Origin of the sequence: Paraburkholderia oxyphila NBRC 105797, from assembly GCF_000685075.1 — a bacterium.
Lineage (GTDB): Bacteria > Pseudomonadota > Gammaproteobacteria > Burkholderiales > Burkholderiaceae > Paraburkholderia > Paraburkholderia oxyphila.
On the sequence record NZ_BAYD01000084.1, the window covers coordinates 22,536 to 45,872 of the forward strand.

The 23,337-nt window shown below is 65.1% G+C and carries 19 protein-coding genes; 4 read left to right on the forward strand and 15 right to left on the reverse strand.

Translation table 11 applies throughout. From position 1 onward, the window contains the following. Positions 1–4: 4 nt before the first annotated feature. Positions 5–2,185: a glycogen debranching protein GlgX gene (gene glgX / locus BO1_RS35645; protein ID WP_028221652.1), complete on the forward strand. Its 2,181-nt coding sequence runs from the start codon at positions 5–7 to the stop codon at positions 2,183–2,185. Positions 2,186–2,207: 22 nt separating this feature from the next. On the opposite strand, the gene BO1_RS35650 is transcribed toward glgX, so the two are convergent. From BO1_RS35650 to BO1_RS54115, 3 genes are all read right to left on the reverse strand, one after another. Beyond that, the gene (locus BO1_RS35650; RefSeq protein WP_028221653.1) at positions 2,208–2,957 is read right to left on the reverse strand and encodes a glycosyltransferase family A protein; all 750 of its coding nucleotides are present in this window, start codon (positions 2,955–2,957) and stop codon (positions 2,208–2,210) included. 135 nt (positions 2,958–3,092) lie between these two features. After that, positions 3,093–3,476 carry a nucleotide pyrophosphohydrolase gene (locus BO1_RS35655; protein ID WP_043287967.1) on the reverse strand — a complete coding sequence of 128 codons (384 nt, stop codon included), beginning with the start codon at positions 3,474–3,476 and terminating at the stop codon, positions 3,093–3,095. Between the two features lie 131 nt (positions 3,477–3,607). Beyond that, positions 3,608–5,476 (reverse strand): bifunctional diguanylate cyclase/phosphodiesterase, encoded by a 1,869-nt coding sequence (locus BO1_RS54115; protein WP_043287951.1) that lies wholly within the window; start codon positions 5,474–5,476, stop codon positions 3,608–3,610. A 586-nt stretch (positions 5,477–6,062) separates the two neighbouring features. Between BO1_RS54115 and motA the strand changes: the two genes are divergently transcribed. Further along, complete coding sequence (motA, locus tag BO1_RS35665; RefSeq protein ID WP_028221655.1) at positions 6,063–6,929, forward strand: flagellar motor stator protein MotA; 867 nt, start codon at positions 6,063–6,065, stop codon at positions 6,927–6,929. 19 nt (positions 6,930–6,948) lie between these two features. After that, entirely contained in the window at positions 6,949–7,911 is a 963-nt protein-coding gene (gene motB / locus BO1_RS54120) for a flagellar motor protein MotB (RefSeq protein WP_043287954.1), read from the forward strand. A gap of 391 nt (positions 7,912–8,302) precedes the next feature. Here the strand turns inward: motB and BO1_RS35680 are convergent, their stop codons facing one another. From BO1_RS35680 to BO1_RS35700, 5 genes are all read right to left on the reverse strand, one after another. After that, on the reverse strand, positions 8,303–8,719 hold the full coding sequence (locus BO1_RS35680; protein WP_028221656.1) for a VOC family protein: 417 nt from the start codon (positions 8,717–8,719) through the stop codon (positions 8,303–8,305). A 137-nt stretch (positions 8,720–8,856) separates the two neighbouring features. Beyond that, the gene (locus BO1_RS35685) at positions 8,857–9,555 is read right to left on the reverse strand and encodes a fumarylacetoacetate hydrolase family protein (protein ID WP_028221657.1); all 699 of its coding nucleotides are present in this window, start codon (positions 9,553–9,555) and stop codon (positions 8,857–8,859) included. Positions 9,556–9,653: 98 nt separating this feature from the next. After that, a complete protein-coding gene (gene gtdA, locus BO1_RS35690; protein WP_028221658.1) occupies positions 9,654–10,700 on the reverse strand; it encodes a gentisate 1,2-dioxygenase in 1,047 nt (348 codons plus the stop codon). 104 nt (positions 10,701–10,804) lie between these two features. Beyond that, on the reverse strand, positions 10,805–12,061 hold the full coding sequence (locus BO1_RS35695; RefSeq protein ID WP_028221659.1) for a flavin-dependent oxidoreductase: 1,257 nt from the start codon (positions 12,059–12,061) through the stop codon (positions 10,805–10,807). 141 nt (positions 12,062–12,202) lie between these two features. Continuing rightward, positions 12,203–13,789, reverse strand: a complete 1,587-nt coding sequence (locus BO1_RS35700) for an ABC transporter substrate-binding protein (protein WP_084688458.1) — start codon at positions 13,787–13,789, stop codon at positions 12,203–12,205. 333 nt (positions 13,790–14,122) lie between these two features. Between BO1_RS35700 and BO1_RS35710 the strand changes: the two genes are divergently transcribed. Continuing rightward, on the forward strand, positions 14,123–15,199 hold the full coding sequence (locus tag BO1_RS35710) for a porin (RefSeq protein ID WP_028221662.1): 1,077 nt from the start codon (positions 14,123–14,125) through the stop codon (positions 15,197–15,199). Between the two features lie 168 nt (positions 15,200–15,367). Here the strand turns inward: BO1_RS35710 and BO1_RS35715 are convergent, their stop codons facing one another. The 7 genes from BO1_RS35715 to BO1_RS35745 form a co-directional block, all read right to left on the reverse strand. Continuing rightward, entirely contained in the window at positions 15,368–16,951 is a 1,584-nt protein-coding gene (locus BO1_RS35715) for an inorganic phosphate transporter (RefSeq protein ID WP_028221663.1), read from the reverse strand. Positions 16,952–17,132: 181 nt separating this feature from the next. Further along, positions 17,133–18,122 carry an ABC transporter ATP-binding protein gene (locus BO1_RS35720; protein WP_028221664.1) on the reverse strand — a complete coding sequence of 330 codons (990 nt, stop codon included), beginning with the start codon at positions 18,120–18,122 and terminating at the stop codon, positions 17,133–17,135. After that, positions 18,119–19,105, reverse strand: coding sequence for an ABC transporter ATP-binding protein (locus tag BO1_RS35725; RefSeq protein WP_028221665.1), 987 nt, complete (start codon positions 19,103–19,105; stop codon positions 18,119–18,121). Before BO1_RS35725 ends, BO1_RS35720 begins: the two co-directional genes overlap by 4 nt. Then, positions 19,102–20,034 carry an ABC transporter permease gene (locus BO1_RS35730; RefSeq protein ID WP_028221666.1) on the reverse strand — a complete coding sequence of 311 codons (933 nt, stop codon included), beginning with the start codon at positions 20,032–20,034 and terminating at the stop codon, positions 19,102–19,104. Before BO1_RS35730 ends, BO1_RS35725 begins: the two co-directional genes overlap by 4 nt. A 25-nt stretch (positions 20,035–20,059) precedes the next feature. Beyond that, positions 20,060–21,037, reverse strand: a complete 978-nt coding sequence (locus tag BO1_RS35735) for an ABC transporter permease (RefSeq protein ID WP_028221667.1) — start codon at positions 21,035–21,037, stop codon at positions 20,060–20,062. A 224-nt stretch (positions 21,038–21,261) separates the two neighbouring features. After that, positions 21,262–22,389, reverse strand: coding sequence for a histidinol-phosphate transaminase (gene hisC, locus BO1_RS35740; RefSeq protein WP_028221668.1), 1,128 nt, complete (start codon positions 22,387–22,389; stop codon positions 21,262–21,264). Between the two features lie 91 nt (positions 22,390–22,480). Then, on the reverse strand, positions 22,481–23,245 hold the full coding sequence (locus BO1_RS35745; RefSeq protein ID WP_028221669.1) for an HD domain-containing protein: 765 nt from the start codon (positions 23,243–23,245) through the stop codon (positions 22,481–22,483). Between the last annotated feature and the right edge of the window lie 92 nt (positions 23,246–23,337).

A 23,337-nucleotide genomic window follows, 5' to 3' on the forward strand; every position in this document is an offset into this window, starting at 1 on the left:
GCCCATGAGGAAGAAGACCGCCAGCCGCATTGCCGAAGGCCAGCCGTTCCCGTTCGGCGCCACCTGGACCGGGAGCGGCGTGAATTTCGCGCTGTTCTCCGCGAACGCCACCCGGGTCGAGTTGTGTCTCTTCGACAAGACGGGCCTGCGCGAAATGGAACGCATCGTGCTGCCCGAATACACCGACGAGGTCTGGCACGTCTTCCTGCCCGACCTCGCACCGGGCGCGATTTATGGCTACCGCGTGCACGGGCCGTACGAGCCGCAGGCGGGGCATCGCTTCAATCCGCACAAGCTGCTGCTCGATCCGTATGCGAAGGCGCATGTGGGCGCGCTCAAGTGGCATCCCGCCGTGTTCGGCTACACGCTCGGCAGCCCCGACGCCGACCTTTCCTTCGACACGCGCGACAGCGTGCGCTACGTGCCGCGCTGCCGCGTGGTCGACCAGACCTTCAGCTGGCACCACCCGTTGCGCGAGCGCGTGCCGCGCGAACGCGCGATCCTCTACGAAGCGCACGTGCGCGGCTACACGCTGCGCCATCCAGAGGTGCCCGAAGAAGAGCGCGGCACCTTCGCGGGCATGGCACATTCGAAGGTGCTCGAGTACATTCGCGGCCTCGGCGTGACCTCGGTCGAACTGATGCCCGTGCATACCTTCCTGAACGACGCGCATCTGCTCGAGCGCGGCCTGACCAACTACTGGGGCTACAACACCATCGGCTTCTTCGCGCCCGATCCGCGCTATTCGGTGGGCGCGCAGGGCTCGATCGACGAGTTCAAGAACATGGTGGATCACTTCCACTACGCGGGCCTCGAAGTGATCCTCGACGTCGTCTACAACCACACCGCGGAAGGCAGCGAACTCGGTCCCACGCTCTCGTTTCGCGGCATCGACAATGCCTCGTACTACCGGCTCGTGGCCGACAACCCGCGCTATTACATCAACGACACGGGCACGGGCAACACGCTCAATCTTTCGCATCCGCGCGTGCTGCAGATGGTCACCGACAGCCTGCGCTACTGGGTGCTCGAAATGGGCGTGGACGGCTTTCGCTTCGACCTCGCGACGATCCTCGGGCGCGAGCCCTATGGCTTCGACGAAGGCGGCGGCTTTCTCGACAGTTGCCGCCAGGACCCGATACTCGCGGGCGTCAAGCTGATTGCCGAGCCGTGGGACTGTGGACCGGGCGGCTATCAGGTGGGCGGCTTTCCGCCGGGCTGGGCCGAATGGAACGACCGCTTTCGCGACACCGTGCGCGGCTGGTGGAAGGGCGACGAAGCACAAGCCGCCGATCTCGCCACGCGCCTCGCCGCCTCGGGCGACCGCTTCAACCGGCGCGGGCGCAAGCCGTGGTCGAGCGTGAACTTCGTCACCGCGCACGACGGCTTCACGCTGCACGACCTGGTCTCGTACAACGAGCGCCACAACGAGGCCAACGGCGAAGAGAACCGCGACGGCCACGCCGACAATCTCTCGTGGAACTGCGGCGCCGAAGGCCCGACCGACGACGCGCAGATCCGCGCGCTGCGCGAGCGCCAGAAGCGCAACTTCCTCGCGACGCTGCTGCTCTCGCAGGGCACGCCGATGCTGCTCGCGGGCGACGAATTCGGCCGCACGCAGCACGGCAACAACAACGCGTATTGCCAGGACAACGCGATCAGCTGGGTGGACTGGGAAGGCATCGACGAAGACGGCCGCGCGCTCGCCGAGTTCGTGCGCAAGCTCACGACGCTGCGCCACGCGCTGCCGGTGCTGCGGCGCAACCGCTTTCTGACCGGCGAGCACAACGCCGCGCTCGACGTCACCGACGTCGAATGGCTCACGCCGGCGGGCGTGCCGCTCACCGTCGAGCAATGGGACGACGCCCAGATGCGATGCTTCGGCATGCTGATCGATGGACGATCGCAAACGAGCGGCATCATGCGGCTCGCCTCGGACGCGACCTTGCTCATCGTCCTCAATGCGTATCACGACGTAGTGGACTTCACGCTGCCCTCGGTGCCGGGCAACGATCAGTGGAGTTGCCTGATCGACACGAACCAGCCGGTGCGCGACGAGCTGGAGGACTTCGAGGCCGGCGACGTCTATCAGGTGACGGGCCGCTCGCTGCTGCTCTTCGCGCTCCATGCGCGGGGCGCGACGCAGCGCGTGTTCCAGCGGCTCGAGCAGGATCTCACGAGCTGAGCACGGCGCGCCCGGCGCACGCTCACTCGACAGCCCAGGGCATGGGCACCACTGCGCCGTGCAGCACCCGCATGCGCGCGTTGCCTTGCACGAAGAACGCCTCGGGCGCCGAGCCCTCGTTGCCGCCCAGCCGGTAGTGCACCGTATAGCGGCCCGTGCCCGTGAAGCAATCCATGCCGTGCGCCTGCACGAGGCGCACCAGAAAGCGGCTGTCGCCGCCCCAGCCCCACAGCCAGAAATGCGAGGCCTTCATCAGGAAGTCGGTGCGGAAAAAATAGCAGCTCGTATCGATGAGGCAGCCGCTCACGCCGTCACGCGGGCCAAGGCTTTCGCAGTCGTCGCGGCAGACGAAGCTGCCGTCCTTGCGATGGACCGCGCGCAGCGCGTACACCATTTCGTAGGGCGCGGCCGGCCGCGACTCCAGGGCGCCGATGCACGACGCCACGTGGTCGGGATGCAGCCAGTTGTCCTGATCGAGCATCATCGCGTAGTCGTTGTTCACGAGGTAGCCCGCCGCGCACATCACGCGCGCGCCATACCAGTGCCCGCGCTGCGAGGCCGGGATGCGGCTCGTGCGCGCGCCGCCTGTGTTGAACGGCAGCACCAGCGTGTGCACGCGCGCATCGGCCGGCAGCGCGAGAGGCCGCGCGAAGGCGGGCCCGTCGAAGATCACGAGCACGTCGGTGGGTATGGTCTGGTCGAGGACCGATTGAATCGCGCATTCGAGTTCTGCTGCGCCAGTCGTGGGAATGACGACGATTGCCGGGTTCATGATGGCGTGAATGGAATGACCTGGAAGTCAGCCATATTCCTCGCATGCCAGGTCCTGCGGAACCAGAGAATTCCGAAAGCTGGGCGACCTGTGAACCGTGCGCGCAGCGCGCTTGCGCGTGCCCTCGCGCTTGCGTCAAAGCTCGCTGTGCTTGGTCGCGTTGCCCTTCGCCTTCTCGACCGGATAGCGCGTCTCGTTCAGACGGACCTTGTCGGCCGCCGCCTTCGCGAGATCGAATCCGGCCGTATGCGCCACGAGCAGGAGATAGATGAACACATCGGCGCATTCCTGCTCGAGGTGGGCGCGGCCGGGCGGATCGGCAAGGAGCGCCGCAATCTGCGCGTCGTCCTTCCACTGGATCGTTTCGAGCAGCTCGCCGGCCTCGACGCTCGTCGAGACGATCAGGTTGCGCAGCGTATGAAACTGCTGCCAGTCTCGCGCATCGCGGAACGCGAGGACTTGCTCCATGAGACTGTCGAGCGGCGTGGGAGCAGGCGTGGTCTGGGAGGATGGGGGCATTGCGGTGTGGTGAGGCGCGAGAAGTGCGGGACCTGCGCCCGGCAGGGCGCGCAGCCAGGATTGTACCGCCATGCCGCCAGCCACCGTGGGGCCGCACGCTCACCTGCTGTTCGTGCCGCATGACTCGCGGCTCATTGCTCCACCAGCACCTCGCGCACCGCATGGCGTGCAAGGCGCCAGGTGTTGCGCCCCGCCCGCTTCGCCTCGTACATCGCGGCATCGGCGAGGCACAGCGAATCCTGCACGCGCGCCCCTCGCACCGCATCGCCCGCGCCTTGCAGCACCACGCCCACGCTCGCACTGGCCTCCATGACCTGGCCGCCCGCCACGAACGGCCGCGCGAGCGCATGGCAGACCGCCTGTGCGATGCGCTCCGCACCAACCGCATCGGCCACGCCGCGGCTCACCACCACGAACTCGTCGCCGCCCAGCCGGCTCACCATGTCACCCGCGCGCACCGTGGCCGTGAGACGGCGTGCGACCTCGCGCAGCAGTGCGTCGCCCGTGTCATGGCCGAAGCGGTCGTTGATGCCCTTGAAGCCGTCCAGATCGATGAAGAAAAGCGCGAAGGCGCCCGCGCGCGCAAGCGTCGCGCCCAGCTCCTCCTGCAGCGCGCGCCGGTTCGCCAGCCCCGTGAGCGGATCGATCAGGGCGTTCGCGCGCAGGCGCTGCTCGGTGCGGCGCTGCTCGGTGATGTCGTGCGACATCACGTAGAGGCCCGTCACCTTGCCTTCGCGCTTGGCGGGGATATAGGTCGTGCACCACACGCGCTCTTCATCGGCGCGATAGCGCACCTCGTTGCAGGTCACGCGCTCGCCCGCGAGCGCGCGCGCGAACAGCGGCTGCAGCGCCTCGAACACCTCGGGGCGCAGCGTCTCCTGAATGCTCGCGCCGCGCAACGCCGCCGAGGGCGTGCCGAATACGCGCCTGAAAGCCTCGTTGTTGAACTGATAGCGCAGGTCGCGATCGACCACGGCAATCAGCGCGGGCAGATTGTCGGTGATGGTCTGCAAGGCGTCGCGGCTGCGGCGCAGCTCGGCGGTGCGCTCGCGCACGCGCTCCTCCAGCTCCGCGTGATAGTTGCGCAGCGCCTCCTCGCTCTTCTTGCGGCTGTCGATGTCCTGCACGGCGGCGATAAAGTGCAGCGGCACACCCGAGCCGTCGCGCACGAGCGTCACGGCCAGGCTGACCCAGATCGCTGTGCCGTCCGGGCGCACGTAGCGCTTCTCCATCGTGTAGGTGGCCTGCTTGCCCGCCAGCAATTCGGCGACGAGCGCGAGGTCCGCGCCGAGATCGTCGGGATACGTGACCTCGGCGAACGTCAGCATGCGCAGGGTGTCTTCGCTGTACCCGACGATTGCCGAGAACGCCTCGTTGACGTCGAGAAATCGGCCGTTCAAATCGACCAGTGCATTGCCGACGGGCGTTTCCTTGAACACCGTCGTGAAGCGCGCCTCGCTGATGGCGAGCGAGCGGCGGTCGCGCTCATGCGCCGTGCGCGAGCGGATCAACTGCGCGCGCACCTCCAACTCGCGCTCCACGAGCTGCGCATAGCCGGCCAGCGCCTCGGCGTCGTGCGGCTCGAAGCCGCGCGGCTCGGTGTCGATCAGGCACAGCGTGCCCACCACCTGGCCGTCGGCGAGCCGCAGCGGCGCACCGGCGTAAAAGCGGATGTGCGGCGCGCCCAGCACCAGCGGATTGTCGACAAAGCGCTCGTCGTCGAGTGCGTCCTCGACCACGAGCATGCGCTTGCTGAGCACCGCGTGCGCGCAGAACGACACGCTGCGTGGCGTTTCGCACGCCGCGAGCCCGTAGTGCGCCTTGAACCACTGGCGATCTGCGTCGACGAGCGAGACCAGCACGATGGGCACCTTGAACGCCCAGGCCGCCAGCCGCGCGATGCGATCGAACGCCTCCTCCGGCTCGGAGTCAAGGATCTCCAGGCGCTTGAGCGAGCGCAGGCGGGTGTCCTCATCGAGTGGGAGCGGAGCGGTAATCATCGGTGGGGTCTTGCCTCGACGGAATCGGCACGCTGCCGGGTACGGCGATTCAGGCGGCGCTCGCCCGCATCGCGCAGATTGGTCTGGATGGTTAATCGGGTTAACGGCAGCGGCGCGGCAAACCTTACCCCGATGTAACCTGGCGCGCGCTCGTACGCCTGCAAGCTCGCGCGCGGATGCCTGCAGGGCAGGCCACGCCGCAAAAGCGCCCGGGCGTGCACGGGTCACGGCGCCGGCCCCACGGTACGCAGCCGCGCGTCTGCCGGGCCTCGGCCAGAGTGTGCCTGCGGGTAAATCCGGGTTCAGCCCGCCTGGCGCGGCCATTGCGGCGCTTTCGCAACACCTTCTCTGCGCACTTCGGAAATTCCCTTCCACTACTTCGGATGACGAATTTATATTAGGCGGCCAGTCGATCGAACCCCTCAAAAAAAGCTGTCTCGACGGCTTCAGCAACGCGTGCCGCCGCCGTAAAAATGGCCAGGATTCGTGTGAGACGCGACGCCTGCTCGCGCGCCATCGCACGCGCCGCGCCTGAAGCGCGCGCAGCACGGAGCCAATTGATCTTCAGGGAACGAGGGAAAACATCATGTTTGTCGCAATCGGCTGGATCCTCGTACTCGGATCGGTGATCGGGAGCTTCGTGGGCGTGGGCGGCCACCTGCCCGCGCTCGTGCAACCTTTCGAACTGCTATGCATTTTCGGCGCGGCGACTGGCGCCTTCGTGGTGAGCAACCCGCGCGCGACGCTTGGCAAGACGCTCAAGGCGCTGCCGACCTGCTTCAAGGGAGGCGGCTATACCAAGGCGCAGTATCTGGAGCTCATCGCACTGCTCTACGAGCTGCTGCAAAAGGCCCGCAAGGAAGGCATGATGGCCCTCGAAGCCGACATCGAAGCGCCGGAGAACAGCCCGATCTTCCAGAAGTACGCGCGCGTGCTGGCCGATCATCATCTGCTCGACTTCATCGTCGACTATCTGCGCATGATGTCGAGCGGCAACGTGAACCCCATCGAGATGCAGGACCTCATGGACGAGGAGCTCGACACGCACCACGCCGAAGCCTCGGTCGCCCCCAACGCGATCCAGAAGATGGCCGACGGCCTGCCCGCCTTCGGCATCGTGGCCGCCGTGATGGGCGTGGTGCACACGATGGGCTCGGTCGGCAAGCCGCCCGCCGTGCTCGGCGAGATGATCGCGGGGGCGCTGGTGGGCACCTTCCTCGGCATCCTGCTCGCCTATGGCTTCGTCGGGCCGCTCGCCGATCTTCTCAATGCCAAGGGCCGCGCCGCGTCCAAGCCGTATCAATGCGTGAAGGCCGTGCTGCTGGCCTCGCTCGCGGGCTATGCGCCGCCGGTGGCCGTGGAGTTCGGCCGCAAGGTGCTCTTCACCGCCGACCGCCCGAGCTTCAAGGAGCTCGACGATACCGTGCGCGCAACCAGGACTGCGAAGGCCTGAGCCTCAGGGGAGACGACAGATGGCCGAAAGACAGCCGGGCGCACGCGGTGCGGGGGACAGCGAGAGCAGCAAGCCCACGCTCGTCGTGCGGCGCGTGAAGAAAGGCGGCCACGACGGCCACCACGGCGGCGCATGGAAGATTGCCTATGCCGACTTCGTGACGGCCATGATGGCGTTCTTCCTGTTGATGTGGCTGCTCGGCTCGACCTCGCAGTACGACCGCGACGGCATCGAGAAGTACTTCAACACGCCGCTTTCGACGATGCTGGGCGGCAAGCCCAATTCAGCGAATCCGAGCCCGAGCGTGATCCCGGGCGGTGGTCACGATCTCTCGAACCAGGTGCCGGCCATCGGCGGCGCGAACGCGCAGCCCTCGGCCGCGCGCGCGGTACCGGTCGCGGTCAAGCCCAGCCTGAACGCCGAAGCCTCGGCCAACGACAAGGCGCGCCTCGCGCAACTGAAGGCGCGACTCGCGACGCTGATCGAGCAGAAGCCCGCGCTCAGCGCATTCAAGGACCAGATCCGCGTGACGATCACCGACGAAGGCCTGCGCATCGAACTCGTCGATTCGCTCAAGCGCCCGATGTTCGCCACGGGCAGCGCGAAGCTGCAGGACTACGCGTACGCGATCCTCGTGGAGATCGGCAGCGCGCTGAACGACGTGGACAGCGGGGTCTCCATTGCCGGCCATACCGATTCGGTGCCGTACTCGGGCGGCCTCGCCGGCTATTCGAACTGGGAGCTCTCGAGCGAGCGCGCCAACGCCGCGCGGCGCGCGCTGGTGGCGGGCCATCTGCGCGAAGACCGGCTCTTGCAGGTGCGCGGCCTCGCCGACGTGCTGCCGCTCGACACGGGCGCCACCGACAGCCCGCTGAACCGGCGCATCAGCATTCTGGTGATGAACAAGGCCGCCGAGCGCGCCTTCTTCGAGGACGCGAGCCGCTCTGCGGTTGGAGGCCCGAAGGCGGGACCGGCTTTGTAGCAGGGGCAGAACGGTGGGAGGCGCCTGGTGGGAGGCTTGGCGGGACGCGCGACGCGGGCCGGCTGGGCACTGTAGTTGCGGCGCAACAGGTCAGGTGAAGCGCCGGATGGCCCGCAAAGCCCGCTGGGTGCCGCTTGCCGCCCGACGCGATTACAAGAACTGAGCGGTTTACCTCGCTTTGCTTGCGAAATCGTCCCAAGAATGGCCACCGTAGACTAGTCTTGCATTCAAACGAACGATGGGGAACGCGATGAACATAACGAACTGGATTGTCGTGCTCGACTGCGCCTACATGGAGTATTCGAGCTGGCGCGGCAAGAATGTGTATCGGCGCACAGTCGCGTACGACCGCGTCGTGTGGTGCTGAACGGTGCGTGTCACCTTCGAGCACTTACTCTAACCATTGCGGGTTCCAGACGACTTCCCAAAGATGTCCATCGGGGTCCTGAAAATAGCCTGAATAGCCGCCCCAGAACGTGTCGTGTGCGGCTTTGACGATGGCGGCTCCAGCCGACGCCGCGTTTGCCATCACTGCATCCACCTCGGCTTTCGAAGAGACGTTGTGGCCCAGGGTCAGCTCGGTCGCGCTGGCCGGCCCCAGCGCCAGCCCGGTGTCATGGGCGATGCTCTTGCGAGGCCAGAGCGCCAGACGAAGGCCGGGTTGCAGCTCGATAAACACCACGGCCCCATGCTCGAATTCCTTGCCAACGATGCCTTCGGTGGCAAAACCCAGACCCTCGCGGTAGAAGCGCAATGAAGCGTCGAGATCGTCTACGCCAAGCGTGATGACGGTGATGCGGGGTTTCATGCGTTGGATGCTCCTTATGCGTAACGTAGCGCGACTGCAGAAGGCAGGCTGCAAAGCGTACGCTCAGGGCGCAACGAAGTCCAATAGCGCGTTAGCGATCTGCGCCACGAGTCAGAGCCGCAGCGCTGCACATTCCCTCAAACGACGCGAACATCGAGCTCGCCAAGCCCTTCCACGCCAACGGTGAGCGCGTCGCCCGCCTTCACCGCGCCCACGCCTTCCGGTGTGCCCGTGTAGATCACGTCGCCGGGTTCGAGGCGGAAGAACTTCGAGAGATCGGCGACCGTCTCCGCCACCGACCAGATCAGATGCGAGACGTCGCTCCGCTGCTTCGTTTCGCCGTTCACCGTGAGCCAGAGGCCGCCGCGCTCGAAATGCCCGACTTCGCTGGCCCGATGAATGGGCCCAAGCGGTGCCGAGCGGTCGAACGCCTTGCCGATCTCCCACGGCCGGCCCATTTCGCGCATCTTCATCTGCAAGTCGCGGCGCGTCATGTCGAGCCCGACCGCATAGCCCCACACGTGCTCGAGCGCATCGGCCACGGCGATGTCCGAGCCGCCCTTGCCGATCACGGCGACCAGTTCCGCTTCGTAGTGATAGTTCTGCGTTTGCGCCGGGTAGGCGAGCTCGAGCGTTTCGCCATAGTTGACCGGCACGACCGCATCCGCGGGCTTGCAGAAGAAGAACGGCGGCTCGCGGTCGGGATCGAAGCCCATCTCGCGCGCATGGGCCGCGTAATTGCGGCCGACACAATAGACGCGGCGCACCGCATAGCGCGCCTGGCTGCCCGCCACGGGTACGGCGATGGGGGCTTGCGGCTGAAAGACGAATTCCATCAAAAACGGCTCCTGAATGTGAACGGAGAGAATCGGCAATACGCGGGCGCGCGTTGCGCCCGGTGTTCGTGTAGTTGGTGCGGATCGCACCACGTGCACTAGTCGCGCTGTTCGCGCAGCAGATTCAGCGCGGAAAGAATGGGCCGGTCCGAATAGCTGAACAGCACGCAATCGCCCTGCGCCTTCAGGCTCACGGGTTGCCACGACGGCACGACGAAAACATCGTGTGGCGCGAACTCGAACGTCTCGTCGCCGATCCGCACGCACCCCTCGCCCTCGACGACGCAAAAGATCGTCGCGTCCGTCGTGCGATACGTCTTGCCCGAGAACCCGGCGGGCAAGTACTGCATGAACGTCGCCATGGTGGGCATCGGCCAGCCGCCGGTGACGGGATTGACATAGCGGAGCTTGACGCCGTCCCATTCGTCGATCTCGCCATTGCGGTAAAGCGTGTCGAGCGCTTCGCGGCTTCGCTCATAGGGATAACTGAATATCGGCGATGTCGGGTTATCCGCCACGTGCCGGACCGGCGCCATATTGTGGCCGAAGCGCGCGAAGCTGTGGCCTTCGGGGCGCGTCACCGGCTGCGTCGGCTCCGGATAGCTTTGCGCGAACCCCGCATCGAGCGCGCCGACGATGGGAATGTCGAGCCCGTCGAGCCATACCACCGGCTCGCCACCCTCCGCGCTCAGCGGGTTGCCGTGGTCGTGCCAGGTCCACGAAGGCGTGATGATGAAATCGCCGGGTCGCATCGTGGTGCGCTCGCCATCGACGGCCGTCCATGCCCCCTGCCCCTCCACGATGAAACGCAACGCGGATTGCGTGTGCCGGTGGCTGGGCGCCACTTCGCCGGGCAGGATCAGTTGCAGTCCCGCATAGAGCGCGGGCGTGATGCTCGATTTGCCCGGCAAGCCGGGGTTCTCGAGCACGAGCACGCGGCGCACGGCCTCTTCTGCGCTGATCAGCCCGCCTGCCTCCATGACGAGGTCGCGGATCTGCGCGTACTTCCAGATGGCCGCGCGCGCCTGCGGCCGTGGTGCGGCGGGCACGAGGTTATGCAGGGACTCCCACAGCGGGGCGAGCTGTTGCGTCGAAAGCTGCCGGTAGTAGGCCGCGCGCTGCTCGTTGCGCGAATTTGCCGTCATGCGTGTCTCCTCATGTATGTGTCGTTCCGCAGCGCGCGTTCGAATCGTCGCACGCTCGCCCTGTGTGATGCGAGCGCTGACGCGACCACCCCTGCGAACGCCGCTCACCCCACCTGCTGCTTCGCGCGCATATCGTCGAGATGGAAGCCCGCGACGCTGCGATACTGGTTCGCGATTTGGCTCAGTTCGTCCACGCTCACCACGTCTTCGATGCGCTCGAAGCGCTGCCCCTGCGTGCGCTCGTAGACCACCTGCAAGATCTTGTCCGGCGGCGCCTTGCGGTTCATCAGCACGACGTCGCCGGTCGCCTTCACGCGCTCCCGGTCGTATGCCTGCAGTGCTTCCGGGCAGACGCCCAGCTCGCCGCAACGGTCGGCCAGCACGCGCGCATCGACGATCGCCTGCCCCGCGCCGTTCGAGCCGCGCGGCACCATCGGGTGCGCCGCGTCGCCAAGCAGCGTGATCCGGCCGAAGGTCCAGCGCGGCAAGGGATCCTGATCGACCATCGGATATTCGAGTATCGTCTCGGTCTGCTCGACCATCGCGGCCACGTCGAGCCAGTCGAACTTCCAGTCCGCAAACGCCGGGAAGAAGTCCTCCAGCCGGCCCACGCCGTTCCAGTCGCGCCGCGCCGGCTTCGGCGCCTCGATCTCGGCGACCCAGTTGACGAGCTGGTTGCCCGCCGCATCGACGTTCTCGCGGATCGGGTAGATCACCATCTTGCCGTGCTTGAGCCAGCCGGCGCGCACCATGCTCGCGCCGCTCAGGAATGGCGGCGCCTTGATGGTTCCGCGCCACATGTTCACGCCCGAATAGCGCGGCGCGCCCTCGTCGGGATAGAACTGCTTGCGAATGACCGAGTGAATGCCGTCGCACGCGACGATCGCGCTGCCGCGCACGCGATGCCGCTCGCCCGCGGTGTCGACGAACTCGGCCGTCGCGCCGGTCTCGTCCTGGCTCGCACCCACGCAACGCCGGTCGGTGAGCACGCCGTCGGGTCCGAGCCGCTCGCGCACGGCCGCCAGCAAAATGGTCTGCAAGTCGCCGCGATGAATCGAGAACTGCGGATACGGGTAGCCCGCGTAGCGGCCCGCTGGCTCGCGATAGATCAATTGACCATGACGATTGAAAAACGCGGACTCGCGCGTCGTCACGGCCACGGACGCCAAGGGCTCCAGCAAGCCCAGCTCCGCGAGCTCACGTGTTGCATGCGGCAGCAGATTGATGCCGACCCCGAGCGGCTTGATCTCGGGCACGGCCTCGAATACGCGGCACGCAATGCCCGCCCGATGCAACGTCAACGCGAGCGTCAGCCCGCCAATGCCCGCGCCTACGATGAGTACCTCGCTGTCCTTCGTCATCACTTTCCTCTCTTCCGGTCTGCACATTCAATATGACAAGCAATCCTTACCGATTTCCCTGCTTCGAACCTTTATCGCTCGCTCCAGGTTCCGGCTTGCGGGCGGCGCGCTGGCCCCTGACGCGCGCCGCCCTTGCGCGGCTTACTTCGCCGGTGCGGCGTCGAAGCCGTACAGTTGCGAATCGATGCGCGGAACCACATGAATGCCCGCGCGCGCGGCATAGGTCGAGACCTGCAGATGCGTCGGGATGATGCCCACCTCGTCATGCAGGACTTGCGCGGTCTGCCGGTACAGCGCTTCGCGCTTCGCATCGTCGACCGTCGCGAGACCTTCGTTCAGCGGCTTCCAGAAGTTCGGCGAATCGTAGGTCTGGATGTTGATCTTGCGGAACGGATTGTTGGTCGGGTTCGAGAACAGCGATTCGAGCTGCACGCCCATGTCGCCGGCGTCGGCGCCCCAGCCGATCATGAAGAAGCCCAGTTGGAGCTGATTGACGCGCGAAATGAAGGTCCCCATCGGCTGCGTTTCCACGCTCGTATGGCAGCCAATTCGCGTGAGCATCTGCGCCACCGCCTGCGCGAGCTGCGAGTCGTTGACGTAGCGGTCGTTCGGCGCGAACAGCGTCAGCGAGAAGCACGCCGGGTAACCCGCCTCGGCCAGCAGCTTCTTCGCTTCATCGGGCTGGTACGGATCGGGCGGCAAGGCCGGGTTGTAGCCGAACATCGTGCTCGGCACGCTGTTCTGCGTGGCCACGCCGAGGCCCTTGAGCACGCGGTCCACCAGCAGCTGGCGATTGATCGCGAGCGAGAACGCGCGGCGCACGCGCACGTCCTTGAACGGATTCTTGCCGAGCGGCTTGCCGTTGTTGTCGGTGACATACGGCGCGTTGTCGGCGAGCTGGTTCATGACCCAGAAGACCATCAGCGTGCTCGGCTTCGTGTAGACCTGCAGATTCTTGTCGGCCTTCACGCGCTGCACGTCGGCGCTCGGCACGTCGATGACCGCATCGACATCGCCCGAGAGCACCGCCGCCACGCGCGCCGCCGCATTCGGCAGGATACGCACCGTCACCTTGTCGTAAGCGGGCTTCGGCCCCCAGTAGCTGTCGTTGCGAACGAGCTCGACGCGGTCGCCGCGCACGAAGCGCGCGAACTTGTACGGCCCCGTGCCCACCAGCCCCTTGCCCGTTTCGAAGGCTTCGCTCTTCACGCCCTGCGTGTCCTTCTTCGAGACCATGAAGATCATCGAAAGATAGTTGGGCAGCACGGCGAGTGGCCGCGACGTCGTGAGCTTCAGCGTGTACGGATCGACCGCCTCCGCCTTGACGATGTCCTTGGTGAACACGCCGAACGTGGCTGGCGAATTCGTGAGCGTTTCAGGGCGTTGCAGCGAGTACACCGCGTCTTCGGCCGTGAACGGTGTGCCGTCCTGGAACTTCACGTCGTGGCGCAGACGGATCTCCCACGTCTTGTCGTCGAGCGGCTTCCACGACAGCGCCAGCCCCGGCTGCAGACGCCCGTCGGGCGACAGGTCGATCAGCGGCTCGAATACATTGCGCGCGACATTGCGGTTGCCGGGCAGATTGGCGAACTGCGGGTCGAGCGACGTGACGTCCGCGCTCACGCCGTATTTGAACTCCGCCGCCCCCGCCGGCTGCTGCGCGAATGCGCCCAGCGCGATCACACCGGCCGCCATTGCCAGCCGCCACTCCCGCCACCTTCTTGCCATCTTTCGTCTCCTGTGTGTGCGAAACCCGCAAGGGTAACGCTTTATTGAGGGAGCCACGACCTGCTCCCGCCAGCACCCGCATCACGACGCATCCGGAACCGGGTGCAAAAAATATTTCTGTATAACTATATTATCGTTATACACTTTGACCGAAGTCAAGCAGCGTGTGCGGTCCTCATCGGCACGCAACGCACGCTCGATGGGCACTGTCTGCAAAAGCGCAATGCCCGCAATGGTTGTGTGGCGCAGGACCATCAACACACAAGCGCGCCACAGAAAGCGCAGCAACTCGAGGCCGAACTGGCCCACACTATCCACATAAGGAGACAATCGATGAAGAAGACCCTCGCGGCCCCTCTCGCAGCCGCGGCGCTTTGCGCCTTTGCTTCGGCCGCGCACGCGCAGAGCAGCGTGACGATCTACGGGATTCTCGACGCGGGCATCAGCTACGTGAACAACACCGGCGGGGGCGCGGCGTGGCGCATGGATACCGGCGTGCAGCAGGGCAACCGGCTCGGCTTCATGGGCACCGAGGATCTGGGCGGCGGATTGAAGGCGCTCTTCAAGCTCGAAAACGGCTATGACCTGAACACGGGCGCGCTCGACCAGGGCGGCATTTTCGGGCGCCAGGCCTACGTGGGGCTGTCGAACCGCATTGGCACGCTGACGATGGGCCATCAATACGACTTCATGGGCGACGTGATCGGCAACTACTCGATCGCCTATGTGGCAGGCGTCTACGCGTTCCATCCAGGCGATTACGATCGCGTGTCGGGCGACCGGCTCGACAACACCGTCAAGTTCGTGAGCAACAATTTCGGCGGCTTCACGGCCGGTGCGATGTACGGTTTCGGCAACCAGGCCGGCGACTTCCACCAGAAGAGCTCGATGAGCTTCGGCCTGACCTACGATAATGGGCCGCTCAGCCTCGGCGCCGCCTATACGGACGTCAACAACTTCCAGATCAACCCGGCCAGCGACCTGGGCGTCACGTCGATCTTCGGGCAGCCCGTGACCGGCTCGTTCGTTGCGGACAGCCTGAAATCATGGGGTGTGGGCGGCAGCTACTCGTTCGGCAAATTCGGCGTGATGGCGAACTACACGGGCACGCGCATCTCTTACCAGGGGAACGGCGCAACGCTGAGCACCGTGGAAGGCAGCCTGCTCTATCACTTCACGCCGGCGCTGGTAGCGGGCGCGGGCTATACGTGGACGAAGCTCGAGGATTCGCACTGGGGGCAAGTGTCGGCTGGCGTCGATTATTTCCTGTCGAAGCGCACCGACGTTTATGTCGAGGCGAATTACGAGCAGGCGAGCGGCGACGATACGCATGCGGCCATCCTCACGCTCGCGCCGTCGAGCACGAACAAGCAGGTGGTCGCGCGCATTGGTATGCGGCACAAGTTCTAGGCGGGGCTTGCGCGCCCGGTTGGGCGCTTTCGTCAAAAAAGGCAACGCCGGCGAAAGCCGGCGTTGCCTTTTTGGGCTATCTGCACGAAGGCAAGGGGCTTACCGCGCGCCGCTGCGCGCGGACCACGGGCACGACGGTGCACGAGGCGGACGTTACACGGCCAGGGCCTAAAATACGCGATGAAACGCCCAGTAAAGGACAGCGGCCAATGTAATCGAAGCGGGCAGCGTAAGGACCCATGCGAGCACGAGATTGCGTACCGTACTGCGTTGCAGCCCGGAGCCGTTCGCCGTCATCGTCCCGGCTACCCCTGAGGCCAGCACGTGCGTGGTGGATACCGGCAAGCCCCAGACGTCCGCCGCGCCAATCGTCAGCATGGCAACGGACTCGGCCGCTGCACCCTGGCCATAGGACAGATGCTGTTTGCCGATCTTTTCGCCTACCGTCACCACGATGCGCTTCCAGCCCACCATGGTGCCAAGGCCCAGCGCCATGGCCACCGCAACCTTGACCCAAATCGGGATGAACTTCGTCGCATGGTCCATTGCTTTTCTGTACGCGTCGATGGCGCCCTGATCTTCCGCCGAAAACGCAACGGCTTTGGACTGCTCCATCAATTGAATGGCCTCTGCCGCGAGATACATGTTGTTGCGCACGTTGTCGACGAGATTCTGCGGGACGTTGGCGATCCCCGACTGATCAACCTCATCCGCGATGCGGTCCGTCAACTGCTTGAGCGCGGGCACCGTCCCGGCAGTCATGCGATGGGTCTGGATATACGCTTCGACATCCTTGCGGGGATTGGCAGATGGCGCGTGCCCATTGGTGTAGTTCGCGAGCGCGGCGGACGCTTCGTGAGCGAGTGTGATGAAGGTCTGCGTTTCAGCAGGCGTGACGGCCTTGTTCAACGCATAGGCGGTCGGCACCGTGCCGATCAGGATCAGCATGATGAGTCCCATGCCTTTTTGGCCATCATTCGAACCGTGCGCGAACGACACGCCGGTGCAGGTCAAGATCAGCAGCGCACGAATCCAGAAGGGCGGCGGCGCGTCACCTTGGGGGGCTTCGTAGAGCTTCGGCACGCGCACGATCGCCTTGAGCGCGACGAGCAGCAGCGCCGAGAGCAGAAACCCCACCAGCGGTGAAAACAGCAGCGCCTTGCCGACGCCGAGCGCCTGATTCCAGTCGACGCCGCTCGTGCCCGACGGCCCCTGCATCAACTGGTTCGCGAGTCCCACGCCGATGATCGAACCGACCAGCGTATGCGAGCTCGACGACGGCAGGCCGAAGTACCACGTCCCGAGATTCCAGACAATCGCAGCAATGAGCAGCGCGAACACCATGGCAAAGCCCGAGCTCTGGCCAACCTGCAAGATCAGCTCGACAGGCAGCAGCTGCAGGATGCCGAACGCGACTGCGCCGGTCGACACGAGCACGCCAAGAAAATTCCACAGCCCGGACCAGATCACCGCGAGATGCGGGTCGAGCGAATTGGTATAGATGACCGTGGCCACGGCATTCGAGGTGTCGTGGAAACCGTTCACGAACTCGAATCCGAGCGCGATCAGCAATGCCGTGCCCAGCAGGACATACGGAAGGAACGAACCTTCCTTGACGGGGCGAAGATCCGTGACCAGGTGGGTCGCAACGAAGACCGCGCCGCTCACAATGAGCGCGATGAAAACGGCATAGCCGAGCTGGCGTCTTCGAAGGCTCAGATTACTTGTCTGAGGATAGGCGACTTCTGGCATGGTGCGTTCAACGGGAGTAGGGCCGCCTATCCTACTGCCCCATGCGGGCATATCGATGAAGGTTTTGTGTAGTATTGCTTTCGATGCGTAATGTTACGTGTGACGCCGACAGTCTGCGCGGACCACGCGGCAACATCAATCGCCGCGTGGTCCGCGCCGCGCTCGTCAGTCGGTCGCGCCCTCAGTCGGCCAAATGACACGCCACGAGCTGCCCATCGCCCGTGCAGCGCAGCTCGGGCGCGCGCTGCGAGCAAAGCGCAATGGCCTTGGGACAGCGCGGGTGAAACCGGCAGCCCGACGGCGGATTCAGCGGCGAGGGAATCTCGCCCTCGATCGCGCAGAACGTCTTCTTGCGCTTGTCGAGTGCGGGCACCTCGGCGAGGAGCGCCTGCGTATAGGGATGCCGCGGCTCGCGATAGACCGCTTCCGTGGGCCCAGATTCCACGATTGTGCCCAGATACATCACGACGATGCGATCGGCGATATGGCGCACCACGCCAAGATCGTGGCTGATGAAGAGATAAGTCAGCCCCAGCTCCTCGCGCAGCCGGATGAACAGGTTGAGCACCTGCGCCTGGATCGACACGTCGAGCGCGGCCACCGACTCGTCGCAGACGAGGAACTTCGGATTCACCGCGAGCGCCCGCGCGATGCCGATGCGCGCGCGCTGGCCGCCCGAGAACTGGTGCGCGAAGCGGTCCATCGTGTCGGGCGAGAGCCCCACGCGCTCGAACAGCCCCGCCACGAAATCGCGCGCCTCGCTCTTGCGGATCAAGCCGTGCACGTGCGCCCCTTCGGCAACGATGTCCACGGCGCGCATGCGCGGATTCAGCGATGCGTAGGGATCCTGAAAGACCATCTGGATGGCGAGTTCCGTGCGATTGCGCTCGCGCCGGCCGAGCGTGGCGAGATCGACGTCCTGCCAGAGCCGCTGCCCGCTCGTGGGCCAATAGGCGCCCGCCACGAGCCGCCCGACCGTCGACTTCCCGCAACCGGACTCACCCACGAGCCCCACGACTTCGCCCTTGTCGATACGCAGGCTAAGATCCGTCACGGCCTGCACGCCCCTGGGCGGCTGCCTGCGGGTCAGCGTGTTGACGAAGCGCCCGATCGCGTCCTGCCTCGGTGCAAATGTCTTCGTGACGTTGCGCAATTCTAGCAATGCGCTCATGCCATCTCCTCGTGTGCGTCGACAATCGGGCGGATGCAGCGGAACGTGTGTCCGCCCTCGCCAGCGGTTTCGGGTATTTCGTGCGCGCATTCAGGCGCAGCGTGGCCACAACGGGTGCGAAACGCGCAGCCCTCGCCCGCGTTGAGCAGCGAAAGCGGCGCGCCCGGAATCTGGCGCAGCATGGCCCCTTTCGGATTACGGCTCGGGATCGAATCCATCAGCCCGCGTGTGTAAGGGTGACGCGGCGCGTCGAGCACCTGGTCGACACTGCCCTGCTCGACGATGCGGCCGCCGTACATCACGCAGACGCGATCGACGAGCCCCGCCACCACCGAGAGATCGTGCGTGATCCAGATCAGCGCGGTGCCGCGGTTGCGGCACAGTTGCTGGATCTCGCCCAGGATCTGCGCCTGGATCGTGACGTCGAGCGCCGTGGTGGGCTCGTCGGCGATCACCACGTCGGGCCGGTTGATGAGCGCGATCGCGATCGCCACACGCTGGCGCATGCCGCCCGAGAACTGATGCGGATACGCGCGCAGACGTTCGTCGGGCGCCGGAATGCCCACCTGCACGAGCGCGGCGCGTGCCTCGTCCAGCGCCGCGCGCCGGCTCATCTTGCGGTGCGCGAGCACGGCCTCGACCATTTGCGTGTCGATGCGCAGCACCGGGTTGAGCGTCATCATCGGGTCCTGGAAGATCATCGCGATACGATTGCCGCGGATGCGCCGCCACTGCGCCTCGCTCAAACCCCGCAACTCCTCGCCCGCGAGCCGGATGCTGCCGCCCACGATCTTGCCCGGCGCGTCGATGAGCCCCATGATCGAGTAGCCGGTCTGCGACTTGCCCGATCCCGATTCCCCCACCACACCGAGTATCTCGCCGCGCCCGACGCTGAAGCTCACGCCGTTCACGGCCCGCACGACACCGCGCGGCGTCGTGAAGTGCGTGCAAAGATTATCCACCTGCAATGCGGGCGCGTTCATTTCTTCAACCTCGGATTGAGCACGTCGCGCAGCCGGTCGGCCATGAGATTCAGGCACAGCATCAGGACGAGCAGCGCGACGCCGGGAAACACGCTGATCCAGTACGAGCCGGACAGCAGATAGTTGTAGCCGTTGGAAATCAGGAGTCCGAGCGAAGGCTCGGTGATCGGCAGGCCCAGGCCGAGAAACGACAGCGTGGCTTCGAGCGAGATCGTGGTCGCCATCTGCACCGTCGCGACGACGAGCAGCGGCGGCACGCAGTTCGGCAGCACGTGGCGAAAGAGAATGCGCGTGTCGCTGAGCTTCAGGCACCGCGCCGCCTCCACGTACTCCTTGCGCAATTCCACGAGCGCCGATCCGCGCGCGGTGCGCGCATACACGGCCCACTGCACGAGCACGAGTGCGTAGACGATCTTGTCGACGCCCTTGCCGAACGCCGCGATGAACACGAGTGCGATCAGGATCGAGGGAAACGAAAGCTGAATGTCGGCAAGCCGCATGATGAACGCATCCACGGCGCCGCTGTAGAACGCGCCGAAGAGGCCGAGCGCCACGCCCACGATCATGGCGAGCACCGTGCAGGCCACGCTCACATAGAGGCTCGTGCGCATGCCGTAGAGGATCGCCGAGAGCATGTCGCGGCCCTGGTCGTCGGTGCCGAGCCAGTAGATGTGGTGGCTCATGCCGGCGTGCGCGAGCGGCGGCAGCTGCGAATCGCCAATGTCGAGCTGCGCGAGATCGTACGGATTCTGCGGCGCCACCCACGGCGCGAGCACCGCCAGAACGGCGATCGCGAGAAACAGCACGAGCCCCGCGACCGCGAGCTTGCTCTGGCTGAACTCGGCCCAGAACGCGGCGATCTGGCCACCCATGCGTGCGGGACGCTCGGGCCTGGCCAGCGCGGCCGCTTCAGTGGACGGCTCGGTCATGGCCGTACCTGTCGTGTGTGCCATGTCATTCCCCTTGTGCCGCGACTGAAATGCGCGGATCGAGCAGCGAATACAGAATGTCGACGACGAGATTGATCAGCATGTAGATGGCCGCCACCGTCAACAGATAGGCGATCACCACGGGCCGGTCGAGCCCGTTGATCGAATCGATCAGCAGCTTGCCCATGCCGGGCCAGGCGAACACGGTTTCCGTCACGATCGAGAACGCGATCAGGCCGCCGAGGTTGATGCCGATGACCGTCACGAGCGGAATCATGATGTTCTTGAGGATGTGCACGCCAACGATGCGCGACGCGCTCAGCCCCTTCGCACGCGCGAACTTCACGTAGTCGGTAAGCGCCGCTTCGCGCGTGGACGAATACGCGAGCCGGATGATGAGCGCGATATTGAAGAGCGCGAGGTTGAAGGCGGGCAGGATCAGATGCTTCCAGCCATCGAGCGTCAGAAAGCTCACCTGCATGCCCAGCAGCGAGCGCGTGGCGCCGCGCCCGCCCGACGGCAGCCAGCCGAGCAGCACCGAGCACACGAGGATCATGATCAGCCCGACCCAGAAGGTTGGCAGACTGAAGCCGATTGTCGAGGACGCGGTGATGAGGCGCGAGGACAGCTTCTCGGGGCGCAGGCCCGCATACATGCCGAGCGGAATGCCGATCACGATGGCCATCAGCATGGCGATCACGCTCAACTCGAGCGTGGCCGGCATGCGCGCCAGGATCATCTGCGCCACGGGCGCGCCGGTCAGGAACGACGTGCCGAAGTCGCCATGCAGCGAATGCGTGAGGAAGTGCCAGTACTGCAGCCACGCGGGCTGATCGAGGCCCAGCGACGCGATGATCTGTGTACGCATTTCCGGCGTCGCGCTATCGGGGACCATCAGCGCGATGGGGTCGCCCACCACGTAGACACCGGCAAAGACCAGCAGCGACATGGCCCAGAGCGCGAGTACGCTCTGCAACAGCCGCCGCAAAATGAATTCAAGCATGGAATGTCTCGCTCCATCGGGGGAATGCGCCTGGCGCGCGGGTCGCATCGCGCCCGCCGCTGCCGTCCGGCACCGCGCAGGCTATGACGCAGATGCAAAGCGCGGCCGGTATTTTGATATAACTATAATACAGTTTAAGTTATGCGACTTGTGTTTTTCTGCTCCGAATGTGCGGCGCGGGTGCCGTGCCTGATGTGAGTGAGGCATCGGCGCCCGCGGGCAAATCACGCATTAACTGCCGTCAACTCGCGTAGCGCGGCGAAGAAGCGCTCGTTTTCCTCGGGCAGCCCCACCGTGATGCGCAGCCATTCCCCCAGACCGTAGTCGGTGATCTTGCGCACGATGATCCCGCGCCGCAGCAGCGCGTCGAACAGCTCCGCCGAGTTGCCCACCTTGATCATCACGAAGTTGCCCTGGCTCTCGACGTATTCGAGGCGCAGCTCGCGGCAGACTTCGTAAAAGCGCGCCATGCCTTCGCGGTTCAGGCGCCAGGACTCGTCGAGATAAGCGCTGTCGTCGAGCGCCGCAATTGCAGCCGCCTGGGCGAGCGAGTTCACGTTGAAGGTCTGGCGCACGCGGTTCAGCAGGTCGGTGACGTGCGGCGTCGCAATCGCGAAGCCCACGCGCAGGCCCGCCAGGCCGAACGCCTTGGAGAAAGTGCGCGAGACCACGAGGTTCGGATAGCGCCGCACGAGCGCCGCGCTGTCGTAGCGCAGCGCGGGCTCGAGGTACTCGTTGTACGCCTCGTCGAGCAGCACGATGACATTGGCCGGAATACGGTCGAGGAAGGCGCAGAGCGCCGCCTCAGTAAAGAACGTGCCGGTGGGGTTGTTCGGATTGGCCACATACACGACACGCGTCGATGCACTCACGGCTTGCGCCATCGCGTCGAGGTCGTGGCCATAGTCCTTCGCGGGCACGGAGACGAGGCGCGCGCCCGTTGCCTTCACGGCGTTCTGCCAGGCCATGAACGCGTATTGCGAGGAGACCGCATTGCAGTCGTCATCGGCGCGCGCGGGCTGCAGGAAGGCACGCGCGACGAGTTCGAGGATGTCACTGGACCCGTTGCCGAGCGTGAGCCAGTTCTTCTCGACGCCGTACTTGCGTGCGAGCGCAACCTTCAAGGCGTGGCCATTCGGATCGGGGTAGCGCGCGCCGCCCTGGATGATGGCGTCGATCGCCGCGCGCGCTTTGGGCGGCATGCCGAGCGGATTCTCGTTCGAGGCGAGCTTGATGATGCTCGCTTCGGGCAAGCCGAATTCGCGTGCGGTTTCTTCGATGGGCTTGCCTGCCTGATACGGTTTGAGCGAGCCAATCCAGGCCGGCGCCAAGGGGCGCAGTTCGGTAGTCATATGAGGCACCTTTGCGGTGCTGCGTCGAGCGCAGCGGTCAATGAGCGGTGCGCGGCACGCGCCGCGCGCATGTAATCAGAGAAGCGTGTGGTTAGAGAAACTTCGTCGGCCAGATGATCGTGCGCCAGATGTGCGCCGAAGAACTGTTGTCGAAGCCGAGGCCTTCCTTCGGCTGGCGGAAATTGCGGCCGATGATGTCGACGAAATCGTCGAGGCTCACCTTCGCGTTCGGGTCGAACGAGTACACATCGTGCAGCGTGATCGAGCGGCTCGACAAGTACCACTTGTGATTGCGCGCGTATTCGTAATCGCGCTTGATGTATGGCTCGGGTTCGTAGGCGTCGCCGAAGTAGCGGATATAGGCTTCGGGGTAGGCGTAGCCTACCGACTCGTCTGCGAAGAAGCGCAGCGCCTGGTGGTACTTGATGGCCCAGCTCACTTCTTCATCTACGTAGGGCGCGATCATTTGTGCGCCCCAGTAGCCATGGTCGCCGCGGATGAAGCCTGCCACGCTGATGTCGTGGAGCAGGCATGCCAGCACGATTTTTTCGCTTTGGCCGGCTTTTAGCGCGTGGGTCGCGCTTTGTAGCACGTGGTTTGCTGGGCCGAAGCGGTGCTTGAAGAAGTCGAGGAGCGTGGGGGCCTCTGGCATCTTTGCGAGGCGCGTGTCGTCGCCCATCATGAAGTGGCCCGTGCCGGGCGGTGGTGGGACGGCTTGTGTCGGGTCGCGGTCGCCCGATGTGTAGATTACAGATTTCACCACTCGGCGGTCGAGATCCGCGATCATCTGGTGCTCTAGCGCGTCCGCTCGGTCGGAGAGCGTGGCTCCATGTCCCGGTTCAATTGGGCTCGTCATTGCGTTGACTCCTCTATTTGAATGTTTTGATGCTCTGATTTCTGGATTCTTTCGGTGTGCTTTGCTGTTTTGGCCTTAACTTGTTTTCGCGG